The organism is Mucilaginibacter lutimaris, assembly GCF_042676625.1.
GTDB classification, from domain to species: Bacteria; Bacteroidota; Bacteroidia; order Sphingobacteriales; family Sphingobacteriaceae; genus Mucilaginibacter; species Mucilaginibacter lutimaris.
The window spans coordinates 893,745-910,783 of record NZ_JBHTIA010000003.1 but is presented as its reverse complement, the minus strand read 5'-3'; the positions used below and the strand labels follow the sequence as shown (position 1 = coordinate 910,783).

Genomic DNA, 17,039 nt, shown 5'->3' with positions numbered 1-17,039 from the left:
ATATTAGCGATGTAGCTAATGTGTTTAAGCGATGACTTTCTGACCATGAACTATTATCTATTAACAACGAACAAATAATCGCAATAAAAGGATATGCACATAGCTATTGTAGGAAATATAGGCGCCGGTAAAACAACACTTACCGAAATGTTAGCGAAAAACTACGGATGGGAACCGCTTTACGAGGCGGTTGACAACAACCCTTATCTGGAAGATTTTTATAACGAAATGAAGCGCTGGAGCTTTAACCTGCAGATCTATTTCCTGAACAGCCGCTACCGCCAGATCGTAGATATACAGAAAGGTGGCCGCAACATCATCCAGGACCGTACCATTTATGAGGATGCCTACATCTTTGCAGAAAACCTGCATGATATGGGACTTATGACCACGCGCGACTACGAGAACTACCAGAGCATGTTTGATAACATCACCGAGTTCATCAAACCGCCTGATCTGCTGGTTTACCTTAAAGCTTCTGTGCCTACCCTCGTAAACAATATCCAGCGCCGGGGCCGCGAATACGAGATCGGAATCCGTATCGACTACTTATCCAAACTGAACGAGAAATACGACAAGTGGATAAACGGCTACAAGCTTGGCAAACTGCTTGTGCTTGATAAAGACAACCTCGACTTTGCCAATAATACCGAAGACATGGCCTCTATTGTAGAGAAGATTGAGCGGGAGATAAACGGGTTATTTTAAATAGCAAATATGAAAAAGTGGTATGCTTTAGTTATGTTACTTTTTCCTTTATGTATGTCGGTTAATGACAATTGTAAGGACTATGATTTTAACTATTTCAAATTATCCGTTCCAGCTAATTGGGAATACAAAAAAGGTAATGGGATAGATGCGTTTACAGGAACAGTTACAGGCGCTAAAATTCTGCTAAAATTCAACTTCAGCGAACAAGGATTTTCACCCAATCTAAACATTTCAGATGATGAAAATGAACACGATTACCTCATCAAAACAGAAAAGCAGGGTAACTTTATCAGAAAATTGGTAATTTCCAAAAAAGCCTCACAAGGCATGACAGGTATTTATATTTATCAGGTCCATAGATCAATAGAAGACTTCAGGAGTTTTAGTATGGTTGGTTTCAATTTATCAGAAACACAGCAATCTGTTGCGATCAAAGTTTTTAAAACCATCAAACTAAAATAATTAATACTGCCATTCATCAAACTTTATTTTCTTTCTACAGGTTTCTTAATCATAAGAAACCAACATGCTTAAACACACATATAAACCCATACTTTTTGTAGCTCTTTGCATCGCCGCATCTGCCTGTAGCAAAAGCAGAGGTCCGCTGGCTATATTTAAAAAGCTATCGCCGCATGATGCTTATGCGCAGCGTTTAAAAGATAATGGCTTCGACCGTACAGCAATGGGCAGCGCCTGGCTGCTTAATGCCGACAAAGCGGTTAGCGCGCCGCTGAACATCAACATCCCTTACAAAGAAACGGGTTATTTTGCCGATGATAAGGTGAGCAGCACCGCCTTGAGGTTTGATGCTAAACGCGGGCAAAAACTACGGATCAGTATAATCAAAAAACCAGTCACCAACTTTGCCATCTATGCCGATCTGTTTCAGGATAATGGCGCGCAGCCTAAACTTACCGCTTTTGCAGATACCCTTGGCGCAGTGCTGGAGCACGAAGTAAAACAAACGGGTAAATACATCCTGCGCCTGCAACCCGAGCTTTTACGCAGCGGCGAGTACACGCTCACCATTACCGCCGGGCCATCATTGAGTTTCCCAGTTTCGGCAACAGGCAAGCCGCGCATTGGAAGTTTTTGGGGCGATGGCCGCGACGAGGGCGGTCGCAAGCATGAAGGCATAGATATTTTTGCGCCCAAGCGCACACCCGCCATAGCAGCCGCCAACGGAACAGTTACCGGCGTAACAGTGAATAACCTGGGCGGCAACGTCGTATTTATGCGACCGGATAATGCAGATTATACGCTTTACTACGCCCATTTAGATGTACAAACCGTGCAGCAAGGCCAAAATGTAATCATTGGAGATACCCTTGGGCTTGTTGGTAATACCGGTAATGCACGCACCACCCCATCGCACCTACATTTCGGCATCTACACAAACAGCGGCGCAATAGATCCGCTTGCATTTGTGGATAGGGATGTTAAACTGCCCCTGCCTGTATCTGCATCGCTTAAATATTTAAATGATACCGTCCGCACAAGTGTCAAAAACAGCAAATTGTATAATCTCCCGTCAGAAAAAGGTTATGCCATTCAAACCCTATCTGCCAATACTCCATTAACCATAACCGCCGCCACCGACGGCTGGTATAAAGCGACCCTCCCTGACGGACAAACGGGCTATATTAATAGCAATAACATAACGGCCGCAAATACCATCCGCAGCATTACACTTAAAACAGACCTGCCATTATACAGTACGCCAGATAGCCCTCGCGCCCCGCGCATAAAAATTATAAACGCAGGGCAAAAAGTGGGTTTGTTAGCTATCTATAATAAGTACCTTTTGGTGAATGATAACGGGAATACGGGTTGGATAACTGAATAAAGAATTTTATCTAATCATTCAAATCCGCTCAATTCCAGTCCTTTTCCACAATTGTAAAATCACCCGCCAAATCCCGCAAATTTTGTTACTTTTGTATCCCGTACACAAACAATGGTTTCGGCTTTAAAACCGCTTACCGGATTTCAAAAAAATCATGACTAAATACATTTTTGTTACGGGTGGAGTTACCTCATCGTTAGGAAAAGGCATTATTTCGGCCTCATTAGCTAAACTTTTACAGGCGCGCGGCTATCGCGTAACCATCCAAAAATTCGATCCCTACATTAATATTGATCCGGGTACTTTAAACCCTTACGAACATGGCGAATGCTATGTTACCGAGGATGGTGCCGAAACCGACCTTGACCTTGGCCACTACGAGCGCTTTTTAAACACGCCAACATCAAAAGCCAACAATATTACTACCGGCCGCATTTACCAAAATGTTATTAACCGCGAGCGTGAGGGTGCATTCCTTGGTAAAACCGTGCAGGTTGTGCCACACATCACCGACGAGATAAAACGCAACATGCGCATACTTGGCGAAACCGGCGATTACGACATTGTGATTACCGAGATCGGTGGTACCGTGGGCGATATTGAGTCGTTACCATTTGTGGAGGCTGTAAGGCAGTTTAAATGGGAGGCCGGCCCAAATAACGCGCTGGTTATACATCTAACGCTTATCCCCTTCCTTGCTGCTGCGGGCGAGTTAAAAACCAAACCTACACAACACTCGGTTAAGATGTTACTGGAGTACGGTATTCAGCCTGATATTTTAGTTTGCCGTACCGAGCACCACATTAATGCCGACATCAGAAAAAAAATTGCGCTATTTTGTAACGTTAACATCAACGCGGTTGTCGAATCGATGGATGCATCAACAATATATGATGTGCCTTTGCTGATGCTAAAGGAAAAATTGGATCAAACGGTACTTTCAAAATTAAAGCTATCACATAAGAATGAGCCTAACCTGGATAACTGGAAAGACTTTTTGGGCCGCTTAAAAAACCCAACGTCCGAAGTGAGAATTGGCCTGGTTGGTAAATATGTGGAACTGCCGGATGCCTATAAATCTATCATTGAAGCCTTTATACACGCGGGCGCTAAAAATGAGTGTAAGGTACGTGTGCAGTACATCCCTTCGGAGCAATTAACGCCTGAGAACGCGGTAGAAAAACTGCGTGGCCTGCATGGCGTATTAGTTGCACCCGGCTTTGGCGAACGTGGTTTTGAAGGCAAGATCGAGGCTATCCGTTACGTGCGCGAAAACAATATCCCATTCTTTGGCATCTGTTTGGGTATGCAGTGTTCTGTTGTAGAATTTGGCCGTAACGTGCTTAATTTGAAAGATGCCAGCAGTACCGAAATGAACCCAGATACCCCACACCCGGTAATTGCCATGATGGAGGAACAGAAAACCATTGTAAACAAGGGCGGTACAATGCGTTTAGGCGCTTACCCATGCGACCTGAAAAAAGGCAGCAAGGCAGCTTTAGCATACGGCAAAACACATATTAGCGAACGCCACCGGCACCGTTACGAATTTAATAACAGTTATTTAAAAGATTACGAAGCAGCAGGCTTAACACCATCCGGCATAAACCCCGATAATGGCCTTGTTGAAGTTGTGGAGTTAAAAAACCACCCGTTTTTTGTAGGGGCGCAGTTTCACCCCGAATTAAAATCAACAGTTGCTAATCCGCATCCACTTTTTATTAACTTTGTCGCCGCTTCGCTGGCTTATGCCCGCAAGAACTGATTGATAGTACGATACAATAGATAATGGATAAAAATCAATTTACAGGATTGTTCCTGATCATGATAATTATGGGCGCGTCCATATATTTCATGAAACCATCTGAAGCTGACATTAAAAAAGAGCAGCTTACCGTTCACCTTGATTCGATTAAAAAAGGACTGATAAAAGACCCGGCCGCAACAACTGCTGCTAAAAATGCACCTAAAGCTGATACTGCTCATAAAACAGGTGTTGTTGATTCGGCGGTGTTAAAAACCCCTTTTGGCGCAGCTACGGTTGGGAGCGAACAGTTTGTAACTATCGAGAACAAAGAGATGCGCCTAAAGCTATCTACCAAAGGTGGCCGTATATACTCTGCCGAACTTAAAAATTACAAAACCTTCAGTAAAAAGCCATTAATACTTTTTGATGGTAAGGATAACAAATTTGGGTTAACCCTTAAAGCCGGCGACAGGACGTTAAACACAAACGATCTTTATTTTACGCCAAGCGGTACAGGTTTAACAGTTGCAGATCAGGATTCGTCATCAATTACCATGCGGTTAAGCTACAGCCCAACGCAGTATGTAGATTATATTTATTCGCTTAAAGGTACCGGCTTTAAAGTTGGCTTGAATATCAAATCTACCGGGTTAGAACAGGTAGTATCTACTGTGGGCGGTTATAACCTTAACTGGAGCGCGAGCTTACCTAAAAAAGAAAAGGACATGACGCAGGAGCGTCAATACTCTACGGTTTATTATAAAAATACCGATAATGAGGTTGATTACCTGAGCGAAACTAAGGATGATAAAAAGGCCATTGCTGATAAAAAAATGCAATGGGTTGCGTTTAAGCAACACTTTTTTTCAAACGTGCTGATAGCTAAAGATGGCATTTCAAAATCTGACCTTGAGGTTGCTACCGACGTTGCCGACACTACAAACGTAAAGCAAATGAAGGCTAACCTTACCCTAACGCCTAATGCGGCGGGCGCGGTTCCTTTAGAGTTTTATTTTGGCCCCAACCGTTACAATACCTTAAAAGACCAGGGTTACGATCTGCAAAAGCTGGTTAACCTGGGTTGGGGACCGTTAAAATACATAAACCAGTTTGCGGTATTGCCGTTGTTTAATTTACTAAATAAATTCAACTGGAACTATGGTATCATCATTTTGATACTAACCATTGCATTGAAACTGGTATTGTCGCCGTTAACTTACAAGTCGTACCTATCCATGGCTAAAATGCGCGTATTGAAGCCGGAAATGGACGAAATAAAAGCTAAGGTTGGCGAAGATAACCCTACGCTTTTACAGCAGGAATATCTTAAGCTTTATAAAAAAGCGGGGGTAAATCCATTGGGTGGTTGTTTGCCATTGCTGATACAGATGCCTATCGTGATCGCCTTTTTCCGTTTCTTCCCAAGTTTGTTTGAACTCAGGGGCGAAAGTTTCCTTTGGATGAAAGATCTGTCGACTTACGATGCGGTAATAACTTTTGGTCATATCCCGTTCATTGGTGACCACATTAGTTTAATGTGTTTATTGATGACAATATCTACATTGATATACACCTACTTTAACAACCAAATTTCGGGCGCTACCGGGCAAATGAAGTATATAGGTTACATTACACCTATCATTTTCCTGGCTACGCTTAACAGCTATCCATCAGGTTTGAACTATTATTACTTTTTGGCAAACATGTTAACTTTTGCTCAGCAATACCTGATCAAGTTTATGGTTGACGACAAAAAGATCCATGCGCAGATCCAGGAGAACAAAAACAAGCCTGAGGACAAAAAGAAAAAATCGGGCTTTGCTGCCAAAATGGAAGAAATGATGCGCCAGCAACAACAGTTGCAAGCGAAGAAAGGGAAGTAATTTTAAGTCGGAAGTCCGCAGTCGGAAATCCGAAAGATAAAAAGTAGAAGCCCGGTAGTTTAAACCTATCGGGCTTTTTGCATTAACGACATCAGACTATGGGACTAAATTTTAAAACAGACTAATATTATTAGCAAAATTGTTTTACATTTGAAACCATGTATGCAATTGTGGATATTGAGACGACGGGTGGGCATGCCAGCGCTAATGGCATTACCGAGATTGCTATATGCATACACGACGGTAAAAGAGTAACCCGACGGTTCGAATCCCTGGTAAATCCGCAGCGGGATATACCGGTTTATATTCGTGCCTTAACGGGCATCACCAACGAAATGGTGCAGGACGCACCGCTTTTTGAGGATGTTGCGCACGAAATTTACCACCTGCTTAAAGGCCAGATCTTTGTGGCCCACAACGTAAACTTCGATTACTCTTTTTTAAGATACCACCTGAATGCCGCCGGTTATGAGCTGAATGCCAATAAACTGTGTACTGTTCGCCTTGGGCGCAAAATAATGCCGGGGCTGATGTCATACAGTCTGGGAAAGCTTTGCACACATTTAGGAATTTCCAACAATGCCCGCCACCGCGCCATGGGGGATGCCGAAGCTACTGCACAATTGTTTAGCTTATATTTAAAGAACGATACTTCGAACCACATAGGGGCGGCATTAAAGCAAAACAGCAAAGAACAGGTGTTGCCCGCCAACCTGCCAAAAACGGATATTGAAGCGCTGCCAACATCGCCGGGCATTTATTATTTTCATGATGAAAAGGGCAAGGTGGTGTATGTGGGCAAAGCCAAAAACATCAGGAAACGGGTTTGCAGCCACTTTACCGGTAATAACCCAAACCTGCAAAGGCAGGAATTTTTGAAAAACATCTATCGCATTAGCCACCAGGTTTGCGGCAATGAGTTGATAGCCCTGGTGACCGAAGCTGTAGAGATCAAACGGTTGTGGCCAAAGTATAACCGTTCGCTTAAGCGTTTCGAAAACACTTTTGGTATTTATATGTACGAAGATCAGCGTGGTTATATGCGCCTGGCTGTAGATAAGCACCGTAAGCATATGCCTGCGGTTTATGCCTGCAACTCGCTTTACGAGGGCCGTAATTTGTTACTTAACCTGATAGATACCTTTGGCCTTTGCCCAAAACTTTGTTTTATCCAAAAAAACGACCAGCCCTGCCAGGGTGCTAATGTAGGTGCCTGTGCCTGCGAAGGGCATGAGTCGCCGGAGGTTTACAACCAGCGTATCCAGGGTGCCTTAGATGAATTGAAGAAAGCACTACCAACCTTCGCCATACGCGATGAAGGACGTACCGATGATGAGCATAGCTGCATACTAATTGAAGAAGGCCGTTTTTACGGCATGGGGTATATTTCTCATTATTACGATGTAGGCAACATTCAGGCGCTTAAAAACTACCTTACACCCTACCCTGGGAACGATTACATCCGCAATATTGTAACCGGCTACGCCGAGCGTTTCCCACAGCGCAAAGTGAGTTTTTCGGCGTAATTAAGGTTAAAAATCGTTAATAAAAAGTGGCAAAATGTTCACGTTCACGTTTGCACAACCAAGCTATTTTTTCGTAAACAATTGACTATTAAGTTTTTGATTTAAAAAGTAGTGACGCAATAGTGACACCATGAACATCACTTAAAATGCTATATCCCTTGATGCCAATATTTAAACCTGCAATCTTCCCAAACAAATAAATTTCATGAGGGTTAATATATTATCATAAAAACATATAAAAACTACCATGGATAGCATTAACCAAAATCAACCCGAAGATAATTTTGAGAACCTGCAAGGTACCCAGGCATGGACCAAACTGAAAGAACTTGCCGAAGGGGTAAGCTGCTTTTTTTGTACAAACATCCGTACAGGTTTGCCCTTTTCAACCCGCCCTATGTCGCCACAAAAGATTGATGATAACGGCGACCTATGGTTTCTGAGCGCTAACGATAGCCATAAGAACGCGGAAATTGCGCAGGATCCAATGGTGCAGCTTTTATTTCAAGGATCTAAATATTCCGACTTCCTTAACGTATACGGTATAGCCGAGATAAGTGAGGACAAGGAAAAGATAAAAGAGCTATGGGAGCCTGTATTAAAAACCTGGTTTACCGAAGGTGTAGACGACCCGCGCATCTCAGTAATCAAAATATCGCCAACACAAGGCTATTATTGGGATAACAAACATGGCAACGCCGTTGCTTTTGTTAAACAGCTGGTTGGCGCGGCCATCGGCAAAACGCTTGATGATTCTATTGAGGGGAAATTGGAGGTATAGAACTTGGAATCAAGATACAAGAGCCAAGAGTCAAGGATCAAAATAAATATTGTGCTTTCTTGTCTTGGCTCTTGATTCTTATCTCTTGCCTCTTTATACAACGCCTGCCTTTTCTAACTCGGCCTGCATTTGTTGTTGTAGCTTTAATGCTTCGGCACGGGCGGCTTCGGCAAAGTCTTCGCCATTACTTGCGTAGATGATCCCGCGCGATGAGTTTACGATCAGTCCGCAATCTTTGGTCATACCATATTTACACACATCTTCCAGGCTCCCCCCCTGCGCGCCAACGCCGGGTACAAGCAAAAAGTTATCGGGCGCGTATTTACGAATGTTGGTAAATTCGGTGCTTTTGGTAGCGCCAACCACAAACATCAGCCTGTCGGCCCCTGCCCAGGTATTAGCCTTTTGTATAACGGTTTCGTATAAAAAGCCACTTTCCGTCTCCAGATATTGGAAATCTTTACTTCCAACCGATGAGGTAAGCGCTAAAATAATTACCCATTTGCCATCGTACTTTAAATATGGCGTAACGCTGTCATTACCCATATATGGCGTAACGGTAATAGCATCAAAGCTCATACCCGATGTTTCTTCGTTAAAAAAGGCTTTGGCATAATTGTCAGATGTGTTACCAATATCTCCGCGCTTTGCGTCTATTATATTCAGGATGTTTTTTGGAGTATATTGGGAGGTGCTGATTAAGCTTTGCAAACCTTTTAACCCGCGGCTTTCGTAAAAAGCGGCGTTTGGCTTGTAGGCAATACAAAGGTCTTTAGTAGCATCTATAATTCGTTTATTAAATTCAAAAACCGGATCGGGGTATTGCAGCAAAAATTGGGGTATCTTATCTATGTCGGTATCGAGGCCAACGCATAAAAATGATTTTTTCTGTTTTATCTGTTCAACGAGTTGCGCGCGGGATATCATGTAGATTTTGAATTTGTTATATGCTGCAAAACTAAAAAATTAAAGGCAATTTAGTAATGTTTTACATTTTACAGGTGTTATGAAGATAAAGGTTACTGATGGCCTTAATATAATTACAATAGGATATAGCGATATAGGGTCTTATTTAAAAATCAAAAGGCCGGTTTCGCTGATATGGTATGACTGTGGAGGATCTATAGGCCAATATTTATGTATGATGCCATACTCCGTAAGTGAAAGGCAATTAATACGCGACAAGATCACTGAAAATCTTTATGAGGATTTTACCGACAGGGCAGAAGAATTGCATGATATTTTAAAGCCGTTATTTACACTATTTGAAAATGGAGAGTATAGCCTTTCATACAGTGACGGCAAAAGTAAAAAACAGGTAACCGTAACTTCAGTTAATGGCAGTAGCACATATGACATGGCCTGGTACATGTTTTATCCGCAATCGGTTAACTTAAATCTTAGTGATGAATTAAGAGATGATTATAAAAAACATTATCATAGTAGAGGATTGGAAAGTTATTCAAACGATGATTTAACTTCCTTTACCTCAAGCCAATTATATGATACTGGTCACAGCAGCGTTTATATTGCTACACGTCCATTTTCCGAGATTGACCCTGAGCACGTAAACTTTTTTGAACAAGAAATAAAAAATGGAAAGCGTCCATTTGTTATATTAATGCACGCTTATTACATGCCCGAATATGATGTTTCTGGAACATTTATACTTGACGGGCACCATAAAATGCAAGCATATCAAAATTTAAACATAGATCCCCCGTACGTTATCATCAGTCGTGATTTTATTACCGTAAATGAGCCGGAATTTGATATGGAAAGCCTTGCCGACCATCTTTACCCCTGGCAAATAAAGCACATCATTGAAAACTGGGATGAAAAGGAAGCATTATTACCAGGACTTTTAGAGACCACAACAAGTAAGCTGAAAGAATATATCAAACATGGTGATTACAAAGAATTCCACGATAATGGAAAGCTAAAATTAGAAGGACATTATCAATATGATAAACCAGAGGGAATTATAACTGAATGGTTTGATAATGGCAATATAAAAGCAGAAAAGAAATATAATGGCGGCATGCGGGTTGGCATTTGGAGAGATTGGTTTTTTTCCGGTCAACTTAAATCATCAGCAGAATACAATGAACATGGGCAGTTAAACGGAGAGTCATCAGCTTACTTTCAAAACGGAAAGCAGCGGTCCAAGTACATTTATAAAAACGGGAATTATGCAGATGGCTACGGTTTTAGAAGATGGGCGCACACAGAAAATATGGAGTATGAATTTTGGTACAAAGATCAAATATTAGTTAAAAAAATAAGTTATGCTGATGATGGCCGACTGATTCGGCATGAAATATATGACCTAATGGCTAAATCCCTTATAAGTAAACCAATATATGGCAACTATTACTTCCAGGAAGATGAGACTACGGAAGATGAGGCCACAGAAGTTGAAACGGATTTAGGCATAATAAGAGAAAGAGAATACCCAAAAACTAATTACCTGTTAAATTGGAGGGTTGCAATATTATTTATTTTTATTGTGATACAATTACTTCGTATGTGTCATTGATTGCCTTTATTTATTAATGGAATCAATCATATCGAATATACTATATTTATATTTACTATTTTAAGTTTAAAGGTATAGCAATTGTCGTTTTTGCAATAATCTAAATATCTTTATTTTTTTAATAAATTTGCATTGTAAGATAATTTCGTTAAAATTGCACTGTTTTCCTGCATTATTTCTTGCACTAAAGAAACAATTTCAACTCCACGTACTTTATTAGCTAATACTTTACCTGGCCTTTAATTGCATAATACAGGGTTTCACAAAACAATTTTCACATAAAAAATCCTTTTGAACTATAATTCATATCATGTCTGATACAATCGAATTGAACGACAAACTCGTTTCTGAGTTGCGCGAAATTGCTAAAAGTTTGGGTATTGCAGAAGCCGATGAGCTTAGGAAAGCCTCACTTATCACTAAAATAGTTGAGCAACAGCAGTTAATAGAAGCCGCCAGGAACCAACAAGCCATTGTTGAAAATAATTACGCAGAAAAACCGGCTGCCGAAGCCACCCCAGATACAACTGAAAAAACACGCAAACGCACACGTTCTGTAAAAACCAAAGATACCCCGCGTGTTGAAGTACCTTTAGATGATACAAACCTTTTTGAACAAGAGGAAGATGCACCGCAACAGGAAGACGAAGCCAACGCTGTAAACGCTGAAGCCGCGCCGGCAGCTAAAACGGAAGATGCCGGTGAAAGGACCGGGCAGCCCGGCCAGCCCGAGCAGCCTGTTACCGAAGGCCGCCCTCAAAAATTTGAACGCCGCCCGCCACAACAGCCAAAAAACCAGGAACCTGCCGTAAACCTCGACTTTGATAATGTTATTGTTAACGAAGGCGTTTTAGAAATAATGCCCGATGGTTACGGCTTCCTTCGCTCGTCAGACTATAACTATCTTACCTCTCCCGATGATATTTACGTATCGCAATCGCAAATAAAATTATTTGGCTTAAAAACAGGCGATACCGTGCGCGGTAGCATCCGCCCGCCAAAAGAGGGCGAAAAATATTTTCCACTGGTACGTGTAGAGGCCATTAATGGCCGCATACCTGCCGAAGTGCGCGACCGTGTACCGTTTGACCACCTGACACCACTTTTCCCGTCAGAAAAGCTAAGTCTGTTCACCGATTCGGGCAATTACTCTACCCGTATTATGGACCTGTTCTCGCCAATAGGTAAAGGGCAGCGCGGTTTAATTGTGGCACAGCCAAAAACAGGTAAAACCATGTTGTTAAAGGATGTTGCCAACGCGATAGCCAAGAACCACCCCGAAGTTTACCTGATCATATTACTGATAGACGAACGCCCTGAGGAGGTTACCGATATGGCCCGCAGCGTACGTGCCGAGGTTGTTTCATCAACATTTGACGAGCCTGCAGACCGCCATGTTAAGATCGCTAACATCGTTTTAGAAAAAGCGAAGCGTATGGTTGAGTGTGGCCATGATGTAGTTATCCTGCTGGATTCTATTACCCGTTTAGCGCGTGCTTACAACACCGTAGCCCCTGCATCGGGTAAAATATTATCGGGTGGTGTTGATGCCAACGCGTTACACAAGCCAAAACGCTTTTTTGGTGCCGCGCGTAACATTGAGGATGGCGGCTCGTTAACCATTATTGCTACAGCATTAACAGAAACCGGTTCTAAAATGGATGAGGTTATATTTGAAGAGTTTAAAGGTACAGGTAACATGGAGTTACAACTGGATCGTAAACTATCTAACAAACGTATTTTCCCTGCTATTGATATTACCGCTTCAAGCACCCGCCGCGACGACCTGTTGCTTGACCGCGACACCCTGCAACGCATCTGGATATTGCGTAACCACCTTGCAGACATGAACTCGCAGGAATCGATGGAATTTTTACAGGCGCAAATAAAAGGCACCCGTACTAACGAAGAATTTTTGATATCGATGAATTCATAATATCTTTACCCCTATAGGAGTTATTAATTAATATAACGTTAATTGTAACTCCTTTGGGTTTTTGTAAATTTTATGATACCTTCATAACATTATGAGGCGACGGGTTAAAAAACATCTTCCAAATGCTATAACGTGTGCAAACCTGTTCAGCGGCTGTATAGGTATTGTTTTTACTTTTCAGGATAATCTTGTTTTTGCAGCCTACGCAATTTTTCTGGCAGCCATATTCGATTTTTTTGATGGCTTCGCTTCACGTGTTTTACAATCCTTTTCGGGCATAGGTAAAGATCTGGATTCGCTTGCCGATATGGTGAGCTTTGGCGTACTGCCATCGGCCATTATGTATGAGCTGTTGCTACAAGCCCCGCAAATAACCCATGTAAGCGATTATTTAAATTTCATTGCCTTCCTTATCCCTGTGTTTTCGGCATTAAGGCTGGCTAAATTTAATAATGATACCCGCCAGGCCGATAGCTTTATTGGCCTACCAACACCAGCAAATGCTATTTTAATAGCTTCGATACCGTTGATTATAGCTCAGCCACAGTACAGTAATATTGCGCGGTACATCCTTAACCCTTATGTATTATCGGTATTTATAATTGTAATGTGTACGCTGTTGGTAGCCGAGATCCCGCTGATGTCGCTTAAATTTAAGAACCGCGATTTTAACAAAAATTTTTATCGCTATATATTGCTGTTATTCTCGGCAATACTCATTCTATTTTTTAAATTTGCCGCGGTTCCGGTGGTTATTGTAATGTATATCACCCTATCGTTAATTCAACTTAAATTTGCAGATGGTAACATCGTAAGCGCTAAAAAAAACTTTTAAGCTTATTATTTTACGCCACTCGCTAACCCTAAAAACTGATGAAAAAATTCCTGGCCGAAATTGATGTAATGCCGAAGAAAGAAATACTTGACCCGCAAGGTAAAGCCGTAACCGGCAGTATGAAAAACCTGGGCTTATCCGAAATTCAAAACGTACGTATAGGCAAACACATTACCCTCGAAATTGACGCCGACAGCACCGAAACTGCCAACGCCAAAGTTGACCAGGCATGCAAAAACCTGTTAGCCAACCTTATTATGGAAAGCTACAGCTTTACCGTTACAGAAGCATAATTTTTAAAGTGAAAGAATAAAGGTAAAGGCGAAAGGTTTTTATCTCAATAAAATAGAAAAGGCAACCCGGTATAGGTGGCCTTTCTTTTTTGTATCTGTTTGCGGATTGATTAGAGCCTTTGACCTTTCGCCTTTCAGCTTTTACCTCTCTTATAAATTAGCTTCTTTCTCAGCTTTAATTTTTTGTAACTCTACAAGATTGGCCTCTACTACCGCTTTAACGGCTTCAAATTTTGTTTTAATATCGGCCGGGTCCGCGCCGCCTGCTTTGCAGGCAAGTTCTACTTCCTGTATATTGGCCTGGCTTTGGGGCATCCCAAAAAAGCCCAGGTTGGGCTTTAATTTATGAGCAGATTGTGCTGCAACTGCCCAGTCACCGGCATTTATAGCATCGTTTATAGCTGTTATGAGTTGAGGTGTTTGCTCTAAAAACATCCCAATAGAATCAACAATAAATTCATCACTGCCGTCGGCAATTTCGTAAAGAAAAGAAAGGTCAAGATCTTGTGGTGGTAAGTTTCCGGACATTGTACAGGTTTATGATCACAAATTATATTCTATTAACAACCAAATTGTCGTTAAGGTTGTTTTTTAAATCTAATATAGTTTTATTTAACACAGGATGAACAAAGTTTGGCGCTATAATTCCTAATGGCTCTAAAGTAAACCTTCGGTTATGCAATTCGGGGTGTGGTACGGTAAGGTTGGTATCGTTAATTACTTCATTCCCGTAAAACAAAATATCAATATCTATAGTACGGCTCCCCCACTTTTCTTCGCGTTTTCGGCCCAACTCAATTTCAATTGCCAATATCCTGTTTAATACTTCTTGTGCAGGTAAACTGGTTTGTAATAGTATAACCTGGTTTAAATAGTCGGGCAAGTCGGTTTTTCCCCATGATTGTGTTTCGTAAACAGGCGAGGTTTGTTGTATTTCCCCTACATCCTGGCGTATGCGTGCTATAGCCTTTTGCAAGTACAAATTACGGTTACCAAGGTTACTGCCCAGCAGTAAAAAAACATTTATCATGTTGTAACAAATATCGGGTATAAGGCTCTTAATGTTGTGCTAATTACTAAGTTTGCATATATAGATTATTTATAACAGTTAATGAAACAATTCTTCAAATTTGTATTAGCTACTATAGTTGGTGTTACGCTTATGGCAGTTATAGGTCTTGCCCTGTTACTTGGCTTGATTGCCGCCGCTGCGGGGAGTGATAAAGCGGTAGATGTAGAGGCCAACTCTGTTCTGCATATAAAATTTACGTCGCCCATAAACGAGCGTACGCCCAATAACCCGCTGGCAAACCTTGGTTTTTTGGGTTTAGATGGCGATAAATCAATAGGACTTAACGATATACTGGCAAGCATTAAAAAAGCAAAAACCGACAATAACATTAAGGGCATTTTTTTGGACGAAAGTTACATGATGAGCGGCCAGGCCACTACCGAAGAGATCCGCAACGCGCTTATCGACTTTAAGAAATCTAAAAAGTTCGTTATTGCCTATTCTGAAATTTACACACAAGGCTTTTATTACCTGGCATCAGTTGCCGATAAGGTTTATATTAACCCAAAAGGTATTTTCGAATTTAGGGGCTTTAGTTCCGAGATTACTTTCCTTAAAGGTGCATTAGATAAATTAGGGATAGAGGCACAGGTAATAAAAGTTGGTACTTATAAAAGTGCTGTTGAGCCCTATATACTTACCAAAATGAGTGATGCCAACCGCTTGCAGGTCACCTCCTATTTAGGGTCGATGTATGATCATTTCCTCACCGGGATAGCCAAAAGCCGCAACATTAATAAAGATTCGTTATTTAACTATGCTAACAGCGGCCTCATTCAACAGCCGGAAGATGCCCTTAAATACAAACTTGTTGATGGCCTTAAGTATAAAGACGAAATATTGAGCGATCTTAAAAGCCGCACAGGAAAAGCCGAGAAAAAAGACCTATCAGGCGTTGAACTGGCCGACTACTTAAAAAGCGGCTCCAAACCGGAGACCGACCCTAAAGATGTAACTTCATCAAACAGGATAGCGGTTGTTTATGCATCGGGCGAAATTACCGGCGGTGATGGCGATGATAATACTATAGGGTCTGAAACAATTTCAAAAGCCCTGCGCAAAGTGCGTATGGATGATAAAGTAAAAGCTGTAGTGCTTCGCGTAAATTCACCGGGCGGCAGTTCGCTGGCATCTGATGTGATATGGCGCGAAGTGATGCTAACCAAAAAGGTTAAGCCTATTATTGTATCTATGGGTGATGTTGCAGCATCGGGTGGTTATTACATAGCCTGCGCTGCCGATTCTATTATTGCCGAGCCAAACACCATCACCGGTTCTATTGGTATTTTTGCCATACTGCCCAACATGCAAAAATTGTTTAACGATAAGCTTGGCCTTAGCTTCGACGGTGTAAAAACCGGTAAATATGCCGATCTGGGTGATGTTAGCCGCCCGCTATCACCGGAGGAAAGGGCAATTTTGCAGAACAGCGTAAACCACGGGTACGATGATTTTACAAAAGCAGTGGCCAACGGCCGCGGCAAGACACAACAATATATAAACAGTATTGGCCAGGGCCGGGTATGGACAGGCACCCAAGCTTTAAAAATTGGCCTTGTAGACAAGTTGGGCAATATTAACGATGCTATTGCATCTGCCGCTAAAAAAGCTAATCTTAAAGGGTACAAACTGGTTGCATACCCCGAGCAAAAAAGCATCTTTAACAAATTTGGCGAAGGCTTAACAGCCGAAGTAAAGGCCCACTTTGTAAAAGCCGAACTTGGCGAAAACTACCGCTATTACGAACAAATAAAAGGCGTTACCAAAATGATGCGCACCCCGCAGGCACGCATGCCTTACGATGTGATCATAAAGTAATTTCTATAAAATTTTGAATGTGGAAGCCGCCTGTAATGGTGGCTTTTTT

General features: G+C 41.8%; 15 protein-coding genes. 12 read left to right on the top strand and 3 right to left on the bottom strand.

Annotated features, from left to right (window positions below; all coding sequences use genetic code 11):
• Positions 1-93 precede the first annotated feature (93 nt).
• The 7 genes from ACFQZI_RS04925 (at position 94) to ACFQZI_RS04895 (ending at position 8,497) form a co-directional block, all read left to right on the top strand.
• Complete coding sequence (locus tag ACFQZI_RS04925; protein WP_377139181.1) at positions 94-708, top strand: deoxynucleoside kinase; 615 nt, start codon at positions 94-96, stop codon at positions 706-708.
• 9 nt (positions 709-717) lie between these two features.
• Entirely contained in the window at positions 718-1,173 is a 456-nt protein-coding gene (locus tag ACFQZI_RS04920; RefSeq protein ID WP_377139178.1) for a hypothetical protein, read from the top strand.
• A 64-nt stretch (positions 1,174-1,237) separates the two neighbouring features.
• Positions 1,238-2,560 (top strand): peptidoglycan DD-metalloendopeptidase family protein, encoded by a 1,323-nt coding sequence (locus tag ACFQZI_RS04915; RefSeq protein WP_377139175.1) that lies wholly within the window; start codon positions 1,238-1,240, stop codon positions 2,558-2,560.
• Positions 2,561-2,714: 154 nt separating this feature from the next.
• Entirely contained in the window at positions 2,715-4,325 is a 1,611-nt protein-coding gene (locus ACFQZI_RS04910; RefSeq protein ID WP_377139172.1) for a CTP synthase, read from the top strand.
• A gap of 23 nt (positions 4,326-4,348) precedes the next feature.
• Positions 4,349-6,190, top strand: coding sequence for a membrane protein insertase YidC (gene yidC / locus ACFQZI_RS04905; protein WP_377139169.1), 1,842 nt, complete (start codon positions 4,349-4,351; stop codon positions 6,188-6,190).
• A gap of 158 nt (positions 6,191-6,348) precedes the next feature.
• Positions 6,349-7,716: an exonuclease domain-containing protein gene (locus ACFQZI_RS04900; protein ID WP_377139166.1), complete on the top strand. Its 1,368-nt coding sequence runs from the start codon at positions 6,349-6,351 to the stop codon at positions 7,714-7,716.
• A gap of 247 nt (positions 7,717-7,963) precedes the next feature.
• Positions 7,964-8,497: a pyridoxamine 5'-phosphate oxidase family protein gene (locus ACFQZI_RS04895; RefSeq protein WP_377139163.1), complete on the top strand. Its 534-nt coding sequence runs from the start codon at positions 7,964-7,966 to the stop codon at positions 8,495-8,497.
• Positions 8,498-8,590: 93 nt separating this feature from the next.
• On the opposite strand, the gene pyrF is transcribed toward ACFQZI_RS04895, so the two are convergent.
• The gene (gene pyrF / locus ACFQZI_RS04890) at positions 8,591-9,421 is read right to left on the bottom strand and encodes an orotidine-5'-phosphate decarboxylase (protein WP_377141737.1); all 831 of its coding nucleotides are present in this window, start codon (positions 9,419-9,421) and stop codon (positions 8,591-8,593) included.
• Positions 9,422-9,503: 82 nt separating this feature from the next.
• Between pyrF and ACFQZI_RS04885 the strand changes: the two genes are divergently transcribed.
• From ACFQZI_RS04885 to purS, 4 genes are all read left to right on the top strand, one after another.
• Complete coding sequence (locus tag ACFQZI_RS04885) at positions 9,504-11,036, top strand: toxin-antitoxin system YwqK family antitoxin (protein WP_377139160.1); 1,533 nt, start codon at positions 9,504-9,506, stop codon at positions 11,034-11,036.
• 310 nt (positions 11,037-11,346) lie between these two features.
• On the top strand, positions 11,347-12,972 hold the full coding sequence (gene rho, locus ACFQZI_RS04880; RefSeq protein WP_377139157.1) for a transcription termination factor Rho: 1,626 nt from the start codon (positions 11,347-11,349) through the stop codon (positions 12,970-12,972).
• A gap of 91 nt (positions 12,973-13,063) precedes the next feature.
• The gene (gene pssA, locus ACFQZI_RS04875; RefSeq protein ID WP_377139155.1) at positions 13,064-13,807 is read left to right on the top strand and encodes a CDP-diacylglycerol--serine O-phosphatidyltransferase; all 744 of its coding nucleotides are present in this window, start codon (positions 13,064-13,066) and stop codon (positions 13,805-13,807) included.
• A 38-nt stretch (positions 13,808-13,845) separates the two neighbouring features.
• Entirely contained in the window at positions 13,846-14,100 is a 255-nt protein-coding gene (purS, locus tag ACFQZI_RS04870; RefSeq protein WP_377139153.1) for a phosphoribosylformylglycinamidine synthase subunit PurS, read from the top strand.
• Between the two features lie 150 nt (positions 14,101-14,250).
• On the opposite strand, the gene ACFQZI_RS04865 is transcribed toward purS, so the two are convergent.
• Together ACFQZI_RS04865 and folK are read right to left on the bottom strand one after the other, a co-directional pair.
• Positions 14,251-14,628 (bottom strand): Hpt domain-containing protein, encoded by a 378-nt coding sequence (locus tag ACFQZI_RS04865; RefSeq protein WP_377139151.1) that lies wholly within the window; start codon positions 14,626-14,628, stop codon positions 14,251-14,253.
• A 22-nt stretch (positions 14,629-14,650) separates the two neighbouring features.
• A complete protein-coding gene (gene folK, locus ACFQZI_RS04860; RefSeq protein WP_377139149.1) occupies positions 14,651-15,130 on the bottom strand; it encodes a 2-amino-4-hydroxy-6-hydroxymethyldihydropteridine diphosphokinase in 480 nt (159 codons plus the stop codon).
• Positions 15,131-15,211: 81 nt separating this feature from the next.
• Between folK and sppA the strand changes: the two genes are divergently transcribed.
• Entirely contained in the window at positions 15,212-16,990 is a 1,779-nt protein-coding gene (gene sppA, locus ACFQZI_RS04855) for a signal peptide peptidase SppA (RefSeq protein ID WP_377139146.1), read from the top strand.
• Positions 16,991-17,039 lie beyond the last annotated feature (49 nt).